The 14,728-nt window shown below is 70.6% G+C and carries 12 protein-coding genes; 7 read left to right on the top strand and 5 right to left on the bottom strand.

What is annotated here, in order from left to right; genetic code table 11:
- The first annotated feature begins 1 nt into the window (after position 1).
- Entirely contained in the window at positions 2 to 727 is a 726-nt protein-coding gene (gene bioD / locus HW837_RS32755) for a dethiobiotin synthase (protein ID WP_045562379.1), read from the top strand.
- Between the two features lie 108 nt (positions 728 to 835).
- Here the strand turns inward: bioD and HW837_RS32750 are convergent, their stop codons facing one another.
- On the bottom strand, positions 836 to 3,052 hold the full coding sequence (locus HW837_RS32750) for a helix-turn-helix transcriptional regulator (protein WP_234442809.1): 2,217 nt from the start codon (positions 3,050 to 3,052) through the stop codon (positions 836 to 838).
- 109 nt (positions 3,053 to 3,161) lie between these two features.
- Between HW837_RS32750 and HW837_RS32745 the strand changes: the two genes are divergently transcribed.
- The gene (locus HW837_RS32745) at positions 3,162 to 3,848 is read left to right on the top strand and encodes an esterase/lipase family protein (protein WP_060887306.1); all 687 of its coding nucleotides are present in this window, start codon (positions 3,162 to 3,164) and stop codon (positions 3,846 to 3,848) included.
- Positions 3,849 to 3,966: 118 nt separating this feature from the next.
- Positions 3,967 to 4,653: a class I SAM-dependent methyltransferase gene (locus tag HW837_RS32740; protein WP_045562381.1), complete on the top strand. Its 687-nt coding sequence runs from the start codon at positions 3,967 to 3,969 to the stop codon at positions 4,651 to 4,653.
- Here HW837_RS32740 and HW837_RS32735 read toward each other — a convergent pair.
- The 4 genes from HW837_RS32735 to HW837_RS32720 form a co-directional block, all read right to left on the bottom strand.
- Positions 4,622 to 4,996 (bottom strand): hypothetical protein, encoded by a 375-nt coding sequence (locus tag HW837_RS32735; RefSeq protein ID WP_045562382.1) that lies wholly within the window; start codon positions 4,994 to 4,996, stop codon positions 4,622 to 4,624. The two genes, HW837_RS32740 and HW837_RS32735, sit on opposite strands and share 32 nt — an antisense overlap.
- Positions 4,997 to 5,000: 4 nt before the next feature.
- Positions 5,001 to 5,246, bottom strand: coding sequence for a toxin-antitoxin system HicB family antitoxin (locus HW837_RS32730; protein WP_193380871.1), 246 nt, complete (start codon positions 5,244 to 5,246; stop codon positions 5,001 to 5,003).
- 117 nt (positions 5,247 to 5,363) lie between these two features.
- Positions 5,364 to 5,714 carry a CU044_2847 family protein gene (locus tag HW837_RS32725; RefSeq protein WP_143110711.1) on the bottom strand — a complete coding sequence of 117 codons (351 nt, stop codon included), beginning with the start codon at positions 5,712 to 5,714 and terminating at the stop codon, positions 5,364 to 5,366.
- Between the two features lie 33 nt (positions 5,715 to 5,747).
- A complete protein-coding gene (locus tag HW837_RS32720; RefSeq protein ID WP_143110710.1) occupies positions 5,748 to 8,681 on the bottom strand; it encodes a CHAT domain-containing protein in 2,934 nt (977 codons plus the stop codon).
- A gap of 926 nt (positions 8,682 to 9,607) precedes the next feature.
- Here HW837_RS32720 and HW837_RS32715 point away from each other — a divergent pair.
- From HW837_RS32715 to HW837_RS32700, 4 genes are all read left to right on the top strand, one after another.
- On the top strand, positions 9,608 to 10,468 hold the full coding sequence (locus HW837_RS32715; protein ID WP_045562385.1) for an ABC transporter ATP-binding protein: 861 nt from the start codon (positions 9,608 to 9,610) through the stop codon (positions 10,466 to 10,468).
- Positions 10,469 to 10,472: 4 nt separating this feature from the next.
- Positions 10,473 to 13,043 (top strand): ABC transporter permease, encoded by a 2,571-nt coding sequence (locus HW837_RS32710; RefSeq protein WP_193380870.1) that lies wholly within the window; start codon positions 10,473 to 10,475, stop codon positions 13,041 to 13,043.
- Positions 13,044 to 13,093: 50 nt separating this feature from the next.
- On the top strand, positions 13,094 to 14,011 hold the full coding sequence (locus tag HW837_RS32705; RefSeq protein WP_045562387.1) for an LLM class F420-dependent oxidoreductase: 918 nt from the start codon (positions 13,094 to 13,096) through the stop codon (positions 14,009 to 14,011).
- A gap of 68 nt (positions 14,012 to 14,079) precedes the next feature.
- A complete protein-coding gene (locus HW837_RS32700) occupies positions 14,080 to 14,505 on the top strand; it encodes a GNAT family N-acetyltransferase (protein ID WP_045562388.1) in 426 nt (141 codons plus the stop codon).
- The last annotated feature ends 223 nt before the right edge of the window (positions 14,506 to 14,728 follow it).

Raw genomic sequence — 14,728 nt, 5'->3', positions numbered from 1 at the left:
CATGACGGTCCTGGTGATCACGGGGACGGGCACGGAGGTCGGCAAGACCGTCACCACGGCGGCAGTCGCGGCCGTGGCCGTGGCTGCGGGCCGGTCCGTGGCCGTGCTCAAACCCGCCCAGACGGGGGTACGGCCGGACGAGCGCGGCGACGCGGACGAGGTGGCCCGGCTCGCGGGCGCCGTGACGGCACGTGAACTCGCCCGCTATCCCGAACCCCTGGCCCCGGGGACCGCCGCCCGGCGGTCCGGGCTGCCGCCCGTGCACCCCGAGGACGTCGCCGAGGCGGCGGCCAAACTGGCTGTCGACCACGATCTCGTCCTGGTCGAGGGCGCGGGCGGTCTCCTCGTCCGGTTCGACGAGGCGGGCGGCACGCTGGCCGACACGGCACGGCTGCTCGCGGCACCGGTGCTGCTGGTCGCCCCGGCCGGGCTGGGCACGTTGAACACGACCGAGCTGACGGCCCGTGACCTCGCCGCGCGGGAGCTGGAGTTGGCGGGCGTCGTCATCGGCAGCTGGCCCGAGGCCCCGGACCTGGCGTCCCGCTGCAACCTGGCGGACCTGCCGGTGGTGGCGGGGGCGCCGCTGCTGGGGGCGGTGCCGGCGGGGGCGGGGGTGGTGACGCCCCGCGACTTCCGGGCGGCAGCGGGTAGTTGGCTGGCGCCGGAGCTGGGCGGCATATGGGACGCCGCCGCCTTCACGGCACGCCAGAGCCCCCCTGAGCTCTGAGGCCGACCCGCGCCCCGGAAGGGGCGCGGGGCTGTGCCGATATGCGGCTCCGCCGCGTGGGCGCGACCAGCCACGACGAACCCGCCCAGCCGATCGAGGTGAGCACCCCTATGGCGCCGACTGCTCCCCCAACAACCGCACCAACTCGATCCTCGACCTGATCCCCAACCGCGAGAACACGCCCCGCAGATGGTGGTCGATCGTGCGCGGGCTCAGCAGCAGCCGCGCGGCGATCTCCCGGTTCGTCGCGCCCTCCGCCGCCATGCGGGCGATCATCAGCTGCTGGGCGGTGAGGCGGGACGCCAGGGCCTCCGCGCCCGGTGCGGCGGTGGCACGCTCCCCGAGGGCGCGGAGTTCCGCGCGGGCCTGGGACGCGCAGTGCGGGGAGCCGAAGTGGTCGAAGGCCTCCAGCGCGCTGTGGAGGCGGTCGCGGGCCTCGGTGCGGTTGCGGAGCCGCCGCAGGGCACTGCCGAACAGCAGTTCCGTACGGGCGCGTTCGAAGTCGCGGGTGCCGGAGGCGTGCAGGTCGAGGGCGGCGCGGTAGTGCTCGACGGCTTCCTCGCCGGTCGCGAGGAGGGCCCGGCAGCGGGCGCTGAGGGCGAGGTCGTCGGCGCTGCGGACGGTACGGGCCCAGCGGTCGTAGTCGGCGTGCGCGGCGACGGCCACCCGGGTCTCGCCGGTGCGGACGGCGGCCTCCACGTAGTGCGGGGTGGCGATGTGCCGGATGGCCCGGTGGCCGTGTCCGGGACCGAACCCGGCGAGCGCGCGGAGGCGGGCGGCCGAGGCGGCGTACCTGCCGGTGCTCAGGTCGAGGAAGGCGAGGGCGAACATGGCGAGCGCGGCGGGCAGTCCGAGGCCGCGCTCCAGGGCGTACGCGCGGGCGGACTCGGCGCGCTCCCTGCACACCTGCTCGTCGCCGGTGACGGCCGCGAACATCGCGAGGGCGGCCTGGAGGTGGCAGGCGCCGTTGTCCTGCCCGGTGGCGTGCGCCTGGCGCAGGGCGTCCAGGGCGGCGGCCTCGGCGGCCTTGGGGCGCCCGGTCCAGAACTCGGCGTAGGCCCGGAACTCCATGGCCTGCGGCACGGTGACCGTCTCGCCGCGGGCCCGTGCGGAGGCGGCGGCGCGGGCGGTGGCGGTGAAGGCGCGGGTGTGGTCGCCGAGGAGCAGGGCGGCGATCCCGGAGTGGATGAGCTGGGTGGGGTCGCCGCCGGGGCCGCAGCGGCCGGCGGCGGCTTCGAGGACGTCGCGGGCGTCGTCGTAGCGTCCCTCGAAGGCGGCGGCGAGGGCGCCGAGGGTGCTGGGCGGGAGGATGCCGAGCCCGTCGGCGACGGCGGCGGCCTCGCGGCAGCGGCGGAGGTCCCCGGTGTAGATGGCGGCCTCGGTGGCTCGTGCCAGCAGATGGGCGGCGCGGTCCGAGGTGGGGTCGCCGACGTGCCGGACGGTGGCGGTGAGCAGGGCGTCGAACGCCTCGGCGGCGTTGCCCGCGCGCAGGGCGAGCAGTCCGCCGAGGGCGTCGTCGTCGGTGCCGGCGACGAGGCGGCGGGCCCGGTCGCCGTCGCCGGACTGCCAGGCCTCGGCGGCGGCCTGGGCGAGCAGGGGCGCGCGTTCGGCCGGTTCGGGGGTGAGGCCCGCGGCGCGTTCGGCGAGGGCGGAGGCGAGGGCCGGGTCGCCGATGGCACGTGCCACCCGTGCCGCGAGACGGAGTTCGGCGGCGAGGCGGCGGCTGGGTCCGAGGGCGGCGGCGGCCCGGTGCCAGGACCGGCCCGGTCGCTCGCCCTCGCCGCTGAGGACGGCGGCGAGGAGGCGGTGGGCCTCGCGTCGGTCGGCCATGGACGCTGACTCGTAGACGGCGACGCGGGTCCAGGCGTCCCGGAAGACGATGCCCTGGGCCGTGGTGTGGGCGAGGCCCGCCGCCTCGGCCGTGTCGAGGGGGCGGGTGTCGAGGCCGGCGGCGGTGACGGCGCGCGCGTAGGCGTGGGTCGGCACCGGGTACTGGTCGGCGGCGGCGAGGAGCAGCAGGAAGCGGGTGTCGTCGGGCAGGGCCCGTACCTCCCGCCGGTGATTCCGCAGCAGGGCGGGGGCCAGCGCCAGGGGCTCGGCAGGGAGCGGGTCGAGGCCCGTGAGCTGGCGTGGGGTGAGGGCCGCGGCGAGTTCCGCGGCGGCCCGGGGATCGCCGTGGGCGGCGTGCAGCAGGCGTACGCGCACGCCTTCGGACAGCGTGGGCACGCCGGCCGACGCTGCGTTCGGGCTCGGCCACGCGTTCGTGGGGGGCGGTGGCGAGCGATGCGGAAGTTGTGGGGGGTTCACCGGAGTCACCACGCTCATCACGTTACTTGCGAGTTAACCGGCCAGTAAAGACCGGCGATTTCGCCGATGCGGCGCGCGTAGACCCCGCTGACACTCCTGACGAACCCCACCCGTTTCAGGAGGCACCATGCATCGCCGCATGCGCCGTATCGCCACGGCCCTCGCGACCGTGACCAGCACGCTCCTTCTGTCGCTCTCGTTCTCGGCGTCCTCCGCCCAGGCCGCCACCCACAACCCGGTCGTCTTCGTGCACGGACTGAGCAGTTCGTCCAGCAGTTGGGACGACTGGGTCGCGTACTTCAAGGCGGACGGCTACACCGCCTCGGAGCTGCACTCCTGGTCCTACGACTGGGGCCAGTCGAACGCCACCACGGCGGCCCAGCTGAAGACCAAGATCGACAGTGTGCGCGCCTCCACGGGCGCCGCGAAGGTCGACGTGGTGGTGCACTCCATGGGCGCGCTCAGCTCCCGTTACTACCTGAAGAACCTCGGCGGGACGGCGTACGTGGACGACTTCGTCTCCACGGCCGGGGTGAACCACGGGACGACCGTCGCCGGCTGGTGCCGGTGGCTCTACACGTCCTGCGGTGAGATGTACACCGGCAGCTCGTTCCTGACCTCACTCAACTCCGGTGACGAGACGCCGGGCAGTGTGTCCTACGCCAGCTACTGGTCGAACTGCGACGACGCGCTCACCCCGGACACCACCGCGATCCTCAGCGGCGCGACGAACGTCGAGGTCGGCTGTGTCTCGCACAACGAGATGAACAACGACCACGGGGTGTACGAGCAGGTGCGCAACTTCATCGCCTGACCCCGCGGATCCCCGCCGACCACCCGTCGCACAGTCGTTCCCCACGGCCGCGCGACGGGTGAGTCGGTGCTTCCCGGGGGAGAATCGCGGTGTCCGCCGCCCTCTCCGGGAGGTTCCCATGGTCCGCGCCCGCGCCGCGAAGGACGCCGTGCACCACCCCCTCTTCGCCCGGTTCTACGCCAGACTGAGCGTGTCGGCGGAGCCGAGGATCGGTCCGCTGCGCGACGAGCTGCTGGCCGGGCTGTCGGGGCGCGTCATCGAGATCGGGGCCGGCAACGGCCTGAACTTCGCCCGCTATCCCGGCACCGTCTCCGAGGTGGTGGCGATCGAACCCGAGCATTCACTGCGGCGGCTGGCCCTGGAGGCCGCCCTGCGCGCCGAGGTGCCGGTGGACGTGGTGCCGGGCGCGGCGGAGGCGCTGCCGGTCAAGAGCGAGGCGTTCGACGCGGCCGTGGTGTCCCTGGTGCTGTGCAGTGTGCGGGACGTACGGCGCTCACTGCGCGAGGTGCGCCGGGTACTGCGTCCGGGTGGTGAGCTGCGGTTCTTCGAGCACGGCAGGGGCGGTGGCCGGGCCATGCGGACGGCTCAGCGGGCGCTGGACGCCTCGGTGTGGCCGCTGCTGTTCGGCGGCTGCCATGTCTCGCGTGACCCGGTCGACGCGCTGCGGGCCGCCGGTTTCGAGGTCGGGGCGGTCCGGGAGGTCCTGGTGCCCGAGCAGGGGCCGCGGCTGCCCAGCTCCTACTGCGTGCTGGGCCGGGCGCGGCGGCCGGGTCTCACTGACTCCACTGACGCAGCTCCCGCGTGATGTCGTGCACGCCGGCCTCGCCGCTCTTGACCAGTCTGGCCAGATCGCGCACCTGCTCGGCGGAGGTCACGACCTTGACCCCGCTGGCCACGAGGTAGCCGTAGGCGACGGCGGAGGCGAACAGCGCGTTGGAGCGCTCCAGCGCCGGTACGTGCAGGAGGAGTTGGAGCAGGGCGGCGGCCCGGGCGTGCGGGGTGTCGTAGACGGCGACGTCGAAGATCTGGGCCTCGTGCCGGGCGACGGCCGCGACGAGGGCGCCCCAGTCGGTGACCTGGGGATCGCCGGGCGTCTTGCGTTCGGCGACCATCAGGAGCCAGGCGAGGTCGATGCGGAGCTGACTCAAGGGATCAGTGACGTCCCTCGTGCCCGGCCTCGGGCTCGGGCTCGGTGCCGAACTCTTCGGCGAAGACCGCCTCGTACTGCTTCATGAAGTCGGCGGCGGACTCGACGAAGGTGTGACCCGCCTCGCCGGTGTCCTGCCGGACCAGCTCCTCGATGTACCGGTTCACACTCATCCCGCGCTCCAGGGCTCGCTCTCGGGCGGCTCGGGCCGTGTCCTCGTCCACCCGCACGTTCAGCTGGGTCTTGGCCATACCTCGACGCTAGCGCCGGAGTGCTAGCGGGGGCAAGGGCGTGTTGGCCCGGATCGACCCGAGAACCCCCCGGGCGCACAGTTCGACGAGGCCCCGCCGCAGCGCACCAGCCCTGGACTACGTGGTGGGCCTGGGCTCGTTCCGCAACCAGGTGAGTGTGACATTGAAATTGGCGGTGGCGCTCGCTGCGGCGATGAAAGCACCCATCTCGGCATGCAGGTTGAGGCCGAACTCGATTTGAATCTCACTGGGAGATTGCGCTGCGGATTGTATATGGGCCACGATCGCATGCATGGCGGGTTGCACACGATATATGGCGTCCTCGAACGAACGTTGAGCGCGTTCAGAGACTTGCGCACCGGAACCAGACCCAGAAATTCCGCGCGTAACCAACCCGTTCGACCGGTCTCCGACCTCGACGAGTACGGTCGCGCCTTCATCGGTCGGGAACTCGACAAGTCGCCCCATCAGCCCTCCTCCTTTCCTGGAAAACCACTGGAATTATCGAATTGCCCACACTGTGACGGCGCGTCGGGTGCCGGTCGCCAGGTGGGCGCCATCCGGGCTGAACACCAACGAAAGAACAGGGTCCTCATGAAATATCTTGCAGATCAAACGGGCGTCGGTCGCATCCCAGATACACGCCGCCCGGTCTTCGCCACCTGTGGCGAGCTGGGCGCTGTTGGGGCTGAACGCCACTGACGTGACGGACGCCTCGTGGTCCAACTCGTGGACCTCGCCCGAGAGCCAGAGTCGGGCCTTGGCGTCAACGCTGCAGCCGGCCGCGGCGCGTTTACCGTCCCGACTGTAGGCCACCGAGTTCAAGAACGGGATGTGATCTTCAAATATGTTCACGGCAGAGTCCACGCCCCAAACGTGCAGCCCGGTTTGATCGGCGACAAGCAATCTACTGCCGTCCGCACTGAAGGTCACCGCCTTCACGCACTTCTGCTCCGACCAGAAAATCTGTTCGGCCGTCTCGGCATCCCAGATGCAGGCCAGATCGTCAGCTCCGGTGGCTAGAGATGTGCCATCGGGACTGAATTCCGCTGCGGCCACTCCTCGCCCGACCGGCACCTGGAGCAGCTTCTCGCCCGTATGAGCGCTCCATATGGCGACACCTTTTCCGCTGCGGCCGACGAGACGCGTGCCGTCCGGACTGAACGCCACCAGGTACGGGGCCCGCTTCTGCCCTGTCCTGATACTCAACGGCTCACCACCGGACCTGCCATAGACGCAAATCTGCGCACTCTCCCGGACATCGACAGCCAGGTACTGTCCATTCGATTCCCACGCCAATGCCCCACAGGAAATGTCGATGTCGATGATCTTTTCAGGGCTGGTGGGTGATGCATCGCCACTTTCCGAGGCCGACCGGGCCGTCCTCAGACGCTCTTCGCACAGGCTGAGTCGCTGCTTGCTGTCCCTGAATCCCACGCCCTCGACCGCGAGGATGCCATAGAGATGGATCGCTTCGGTCCAGTCCTCGGTGAGTTCGGCTGCCCGGGCCTCGCCATACAGCCCTTCGAGATACTCTGCCCGCTCTTCTTTTTCTACTTCTCGGTGAGCCCGAGTGGCCAGTCCGTCCGGATCGGCTACCGCCGGGTCCAGCTGGTTGAGCTTTTCATCGACATCGAGTACGGCCTGCCACAGCCCTTCGCCCGCATAGGTTCGCAGTTTTTGCTGGAGGTGGGCGATGCGCTGGCGGTCGCGGCAGAAGTCACGGCGCCGGACGGTGTTCGGGTAATCCGGATCCTCCTGCAAAATTTGCTCGTAACACTTGATGGCGGCCGACCATTCCTCCGCCTGTTCGGCCGCAAGGGCCTGGTGATACAGCCCTACCAGGTAGATCGCTCGCTGTTCTGTCTCCAATTTTCGGTGAGCGCGTGTGGACAGCCCGTCGGGGTCGGCAGCAGCCGGGTCCAGCCGGGCGAGTTCTTCACCGACATCGACTGCGGCCTGCCATCGCCCTTCACTCACCCGGCTGCGCAACTCCTCCTGAAGCTCGGCGATGTGCTGGCGGGCGCTGCAGAAGTCGCGTCGCGCCACGGCATCCCGGTAATTCGGATCCTCCCGTATGACCTGTTCATATCGGCTGATCGCGGCGGACCAGTCTCCCGATTCCTCGGTCTTTACTGCTCGGGCGTAGAGCTCGGTGAGCTGCTCCTGCGTAGCCGCCCTACCGTGCAACACGATGGCCTCGCCATTGTTCGGGTCGAGGACGAGTAGGTCGTCGAGCAATGTGATGGCCTTGTCGGGGTGCCCCTTGCGCAATTCTTCTTCGGCCATGCTGTAGAGCGGCGGTACTTCTGATGGCTGAGGAGGAAAGGTAAACGGAGCGTCGGCGTCGCCTCGCACGTACAGAACGGGCGTGATCCACTCCAGCGACTGCCGGACGCCAAGTATGGAGACTCGTCCACTCTTCACGGCAGCGTCGACCTTACGACCGTTCGCCAGCGCGGTGTAGAACCCTTGCGTGAAGCGCAAAGACGCCTGGTCCGTGACCGAGAACTGCATTGCCACCACCGAATTCACTCCGCAATCCGCCAGAGTGGCGCCCACGCTTGAGAACCCTTGCTGCCTCCCCCCTTGACCCGATGCGCACGAATTCAGCACTATGAGTCGAGGTGCGGGGTGGGCCTCTCCTATGAGGGCTGCCAAGCCAGTCGCTTCTATCATGTCGGAATCGCCGCGCTCGTCCACCAGCGCGATCTGCCCCTGCTCCCCGTACTCGTCGTAGTAGCCATGGCCAATAAAGTGGAGTACGTGCCATTGGCCGTTGAGCAGTCGGGTCTGCAGACTCGTCCAGCTTGCGTCTGTGAGCCAGGCCAACTCGACGAGGCCGGCAGCGATCTGTCCCCCGAGCGCCTCCTCCAACAGTTCGCGTTCAAAGGAGGTGTCCAGCGCGTCGAGATCACGCGGAGCGGCGATCACCGCCAAAATCCGCAGCGGCGGCTGCACGGGCAGGGGGAGAGGCGTGTGGGAGGCGGCGAGGTGTCTGACCATCGGCTCGCGCAGGCACACATAGGAGTCGGTGTGCGAGTCGAACAGGGCTTCCCAGGGGAGGAGTGTCAACTCTGGCGCGTCCAGCCGCAACACTATCTGCATGCGTTCCTGTCGCTCCTGTGCCAGGACGAGACTCGCGTCGTACGTTTTGGAGACCGGTCCGCTGAAGAGCGCGTCGAACAGTTGGCGGCCCACACGTCGCACGCGCCCCTCACATTGCACGCCGCGTTCGCGCGGCGGTGTCGCCTCACGTGATCGCTCGCTGGAGCGCAACACAGTGGTCGCCAGTTCACCGCGCTGAGCGATCAACTCCTCAACGTCGAGATTCAGTGGCGCCCGGGGTTCCCCGCCGGCAGCTGCCTTCACGACCCGCACCTCGTACTCACGCGGGCGTAGCTTGCTTATCTGCAGTTCCAGGACAGTGGCCATGGCCACCCCGTTCCTGGCTCACTCGCACGGCCGTACTGGTCTCGTGGAGCGACCGTCATGACGGAAAGCGGCTTGCCCCCATATCTCCAGGATGCCGCGAGGTCGACGCACCTGCACGTCGGCTCTCGATTCACCGCAGTGAAGTGCGCAGCCTCATATGGCAGTTTGATACGGAGACCGGTCCAGGTGAGGCTTATCCGCACAAGAGCGGCACTTGCCTGTACACGAACGTCTCGCAGGAAGACGGGATCTGGATTGACCGACCTGGTCAATGCTGCGGGTCGATCTCAGCCCGAGGCAGTGAGCTGGAAGGCCATGACGGCGACGCCGTGCTCGACCCGACCGGACTCGCATCTCCGGCTCCGGGGACGGCCGCCCCCGGAGCCGGACGTCTTATCGGTGCGGCAAGACCGCCGATCCAGCCCTCCCCTCCACGCGTCTGCGTCAACGCCGCCTGGCTCGAACGCAGCCTCATGGCGATCGATCTGCCGACTCGGACGCGCGTCCCGCTGCCGACAGCGAACTCGCGCCTGAAAAGCCGAAGGGGCGCCGCTGCCGGCTACGCACGTCGCCGCCTACCCAGCCACCTCGCCCGGCGCCTGCCACCCGACCAACAAATCCCCTGACCGCCCCGACCCGACGGTCCCAGAAGCGCCCGACCACCGAGCCGGGACCCCTCCCACGCGCAAGCTCCGAGTTCACATCGCCGCGAGACAGCCGCCCCGTCGGCAGCGCCTCATGCCAGCACCCGGAACGGCAAGGACCCCTTGACTCCGCCAGTTGAGTGCCCCTTACATCGACCCCGAAAGCCCGACCTGTGGCGGAGGCGGGCTCGGACCTCTGGGGGATTTCGGCTGTGCCCTGGGTCACACTAGGCTCGGCCGAGAACGCCCGGAATTCGAACTGGTTCGAGCCTGGAGGCCGTTTTGTCCACTGCTGCCGCTGAGCACACCCTCGGCCGCGCGGAAGGCGACGGCATCGCCGCTCGCGCGCGGGGCCTGACGAAGGCGTACGGCTCGGGCGAGACGGCGGTGCTCGCTCTCGACTCGGTCGACGTGGACATCGCGCGCGGCCGTTTCACCGCGGTGATGGGCCCCTCCGGCTCGGGCAAGTCCACGCTGATGCACTGTCTGGCCGGACTCGACACCGTCTCGGCCGGACGCGTGTTCCTCGGGGAGACCGAGATCACCGGGCTCAGGGAACGCGACCTGACCAGGCTGCGGCGGGACCGGATCGGCTTCATGTTCCAGTCCTTCAACCTGATCCCCACGCTGAACGCGGCCGAGAACATCACCCTGCCCATGGACATCGCGGGCAAGAAACCCGACGAGAAGTGGCTGGACCAGGTCGTCGACACCCTCGGGCTGCGGGACCGGCTGAAGCACCGGCCCGCGCAGCTCTCCGGCGGCCAGCAGCAGCGGGTCGCCTGCGCCCGCGCGCTCGCCTCCCGGCCCGAACTGATCTTCGCGGACGAGCCCACCGGCAACCTCGACTCCCGTGCGGGGCTCGAAGTGCTCGGCTTCCTGCGCGAGGCGGTGGACCAGCTGGGCCAGACGGTCGTCATGGTCACCCACGACCCCGGTGCCGCCGCCCACTCCGATCTGGTGCTCTTCCTCGCCGACGGGCGGATCGTGGACCGGATGGAGCGTCCCTCGGCCGAGGCGGTCCTGGAGCGCATGAAACGCTTCGACACCGCCCGGGCGGCCTTCACGCCCGAGAGCGGGCCCACCACCGGGCCCACCACCGGGGCGGGCGCCGCCGGAACCGCCGACGCCGACGAGGACTGAGACCGTGCTCAAGGCGACCCTGCGGAGTTTCCTGGCGCACAAGGGGCGGCTGCTGCTGTCGGCCCTCGCGGTGATCCTTTCGGTGGCGTTCGTCGCGGGCAGTCTGATCTTCTCGGACACGGTCACCCGTACCTTCGACCGGCTCTTCGCCTCCACCTCGGCCGATGTGACGGTGGGCCCGAAGGACGACGGGCTGGAGGGCCAGATGCCGACCGGGGCGGTCCGGACGGTGCCCGCGTCGCTCGCCGAGCAGGCCGCGCGGGTGGACGGCGTCGCGGAGGCCCACATCGACGTGTCCGTGGAGAACGTCACGGTCGTGGACAGCGAGAACAAGTCCGTGGGGCCGACGACGGGCGCCCCCACCATCGCCACCGACTGGCACCCCACCGACCGCAGCCCCGTGAAGCTGACCAGCGGGAACGCGCCCGAGGGCCCCGGTCAGGCGCTGCTCGACGCGGACACCGCGAAGAACAAGGACGTACGGATCGGGGACACCCTGACGGTGCTCGCCCGGCCGGGCTCCTTCGAGGTGGAGGTCGTCGGCATCGCCACCTTCACCACCCCCAACCCCGGCTCCGCGCTGGTCTTCCTCGACACCCGCGTCGCGCAGACCGAGCTGCTGGGCGATCCCGACGCCGCCACCGGCATCTCGGTGACCGCCGAGCAGGGGGTGAGCGACGACGTCCTCGCCCGGCGGATCGCCGACGCGCTGGGGCCGACGGCGTACGAGTACGAGACCGCCGACGAGCAGGCCGAGTCGGCCGCCGCCTCGCTGGGCGGGTTCCTCGACGTCATCAAGTACGTGATGCTCGGCTTCGCCGGCATCGCGACGCTCGTCGGGATGTTCCTCATCGTCAACACCTTCTCCATGCTCATCGCCCAACGCACCCGCGAACTGGGCCTGTTGCGCGCGCTGGGTGCCGACCGGCGGCAGGTGCGGCGGTCGGTGCTGGCCGAGGCGGCGCTGCTCGGGCTGGTCGGGTCGACGCTCGGCCTCGCCGCGGGCATCGGGCTGGCCTTCGGCCTGATCGCGCTCATGGGCGCCTTCGGGATGAACCTGAAGTCGACCGAGATGGTGATCGGCGTGGGGACACCGGTCGCGGCCTACGTCGTCGGGCTCGGCGTCACCTTCGTGGCGGCCTATCTGCCGGCCCGCCGGGCGTCGGCGGTGTCGCCGATGGCGGCGCTCGCGGACGCCGAGATCGCCGGGGTGGGACGGCCGCTGAAGGTGCGCGCGGTGGTCGGCGGGGCCGTCGGCGCGGCGGGTGCCGCCGCGCTCGTGGGGTGCGCGGTGTCGTCGGACACGGGATCGGCGGCCTCCCTGCTCGGCCTCGGTGTGGTCCTCACCCTCGTCGCGACGGTCGTCGCGGGCCCCCTCCTGGTACGGCCGGTCATCCGGGTGCTGGGCGGGGCGTTCCCCGCGCTGTTCGGCTCCGTGGGCCGGATGAGCCAGCGCAACGCCCTGCGCAACCCGCGCCGGACCGGGGCCACCGCCGCCGCGCTGATGGTGGGGATCGCGCTGGTCGGCGGCATGTCCGTGGCCAGCGCGTCGATGACGAAGTCCTTCGACCAGGAGATCGACAAGACCCTCGGTGCCGACTTCGTCGTCCAGAACCAGAACTTCCTGCCGTTCCCGCAGGAGGTCACCGACAAGGTCCGCGCCACCGACGGCGCCGGCCTCGTCGTACGGCAGCGGTTCACCCCGGTCGCGGTACGGCTGCCGGACGGCGACCGGGTCGAGACGACCGCCGCGGCCTACGACCCCCGGCTCGACGAGGTCGCGAACGTCACCTACGCCCGGGGCGACAGCGCGGCCGCCCTCGCGGACGGCGCCATCGCCATGGACGTGGAGTTCGCGCGGGAGCACGACGTCGAGGTCGGCGACACGCTCCCGGTGCGGTTCCCCGCCGGGAGGAGCGCCGAGCTGAAGGTCGGCGCGCTCACGGACCAGGACAGCGCCGAGGGGTTCGGGATGCGGGGCGGGCTGTTCTTCGGGACGGGCACCGTCGAGACGTACGTGCCCGACGGGCAGGACTCGGCGCTGTACGTCAACGCCGGATCCGGCGTGGGCGCCGACGAGCTGCGCGCGAACCTGGAGCGGACGCTTCAGGCGTATCCGCAGGTGCAGGTCCGCGACCAGGCCGACTACAAGGAGCTGGTCCGGGGCCAGATCGCCGTCCTGCTCTACCTGGTCTACGCGTTGCTGGGCCTGGCGATCGTCATCGCGGTGCTCGGCGTGGTCAACACCCTCGCCCTGTCGGTGGTGGAGCGCACCCGGGAGATCGGGCTGCTGCGCGCGATCGGGCTGGGCAGGCGGCAGCTGCGGCGGATGATCCGGCTGGAGTCGGTGGTGATCGCCGTGTTCGGTGCCGTTCTCGGGCTCGCGCTGGGGCTGGTCTGGGGCGTGTGCGTGCAGCAGGTGCTGGCCCTCCAGGGGATGAAGGCGCTGGCGATCCCGTGGGGCACGGTCGTCGCCGTGGTGATCGGCTCCGCGGTCGTGGGCGTGGTGGCGGCCCTGCTGCCCGCGCTGCGGGCGTCCCGGATGAACGTGCTGGCGGCCATCGCGCACGAATGATGTACTCGCCGGTGTGCCCGACTCAAGTCCCTTTCGAGTGAGGAGAGTTCATGCCGCGCCCGTTCCGTTTCGGAGTCAACCTGCTCAGCCCCACGTCGGGCGGGGAGTGGCGCGCGAAGTGCCGCCGCGCCGAACAGCTCGGCTACGACGTGATCCTGGTCCCCGACCATCTGGGCATGCCGGCCCCGTTCCCGTCCCTGGTGGCCGCGGCGGAGGCGACCGAGCGGCCGCGGCTCGGCACCTTCGTGCTGAACACGGGCTTCTGGAACCCGACGCTGCTCGCCCGTGAGGTCGCCACCACGGACGCGCTGACCGGCGGCCGGCTGGAGCTGGGACTCGGCACCGGGTACGTGGCGGCCGAGCACGAGAAGGCGGGGCTGCCGTGGGGGTCGCCGGGCGAACGGGTCGACCATCTGCTGCGCACCGTCCAGGAGTTGGACCGGCTCCTCGGTTCCGACGACCTCCCCCACTCTCGGCTGCGCTCGAGCGGGGGGACCCCCATGCCGCGCCCGGCGCAGCGGCCCCGGGTGCCGCTGCTGATCGGCGCCAACGGTGACCGGATGCTGCGGCTCACCGCCGAGCACGCGGACATCGCGGCGTTCACGGGCGCGCGGACGGTCGAGGGCGGGAAGCTGGAACCGCTGACCGCCGAGGAGCTGGACGAACGGGTCGGCCGGTACCAGGAGTTCGCCGCCGGGCGGAAGGAGCCCGCCGAGCTCAACCTGCTGGTCCAGATCGTCGAGCTGACCGAGGACCGCGCCGCCGCCGTACGGCCGTGGCTCGGCCACCTGCCGAACCTCAGCGAGGAGCAGGTCCTCCAGCTGCCGCTGGTCCTGGTGGGGACGCTGGAGGAGATCGTCGCCCAGGTGCTGGCGCAGCGGGAGCGGTACGGGTTCTCGTATCTGACCGTCCTGGAGCCGAACATGGAGACCTTCGCGAAGGTCGTCGAGGCGCTGCAGGGCAGGTGATCCCGCGCGGCCCGTCCGGATCCTGGAATTCCCGGTCGCCGGTCCGGGGCTCGTGATCGGATCCGATCATGACCGACCTGCGCATACGGGCCGCGACGCCCGACGATCTCGATGCCGTGCTCGCCTTCTGGAAGGTGGCCGCCGAGGGGACGAGCATCAGCGACGACCGCGAGGGCGTCGAGCGGCTGGTGGCCCGCGACCCCGAGACTCTGATCCTCGCCGAGCTGGACGGCGAACTGGTGGGCACGGTCATCGCCGGCTTCGACGGCTGGCGATGCCATCTGTACCGGCTCGCGGTGCACCCCGGGCGCCGCCGCAGGGGCATCGGTTCGGCGCTGCTCGGCGCGGCCGAGGAGCGGTTCGTACGGCTCGGCGGACGGCGCGGCGACGCGATGGTGCTCGTCCGCAACGAGACGGCCCAGCATGCCTGGCGGGCGGCCGGGTACGCGCCGGAGGAGAAGTGGCGGCGATGGGTGAAGCCGCTCGGAGACTGACCGCCGCGCGAGACCGACCGCCGCGCACCGCTCGATCAGGCGGGGAACGGACCGGGGAACGGGTGACCGATACGTCTTTGCCGATCCTTTACCATGGGTGGACCTGTCAACCTCCACGGAAAGGTTGTGAGCGTCCGCCCATGGGCGAGCCTCCCAGTACCAGCACCGGCGCCCGACGCCGCGCGTCCCTCCCGCCTCTGTCCGACCATGGGACGGAGGTGAC

The sequence above is a fragment of the Streptomyces caniscabiei genome (genome assembly GCF_014930365.1).
In the GTDB taxonomy this organism is placed as follows: domain Bacteria; phylum Actinomycetota; class Actinomycetes; order Streptomycetales; family Streptomycetaceae; genus Streptomyces; species Streptomyces caniscabiei.
Note: the sequence above shows the minus strand (reverse complement) of the source record. Positions and strands in the feature narration are given on the sequence as shown.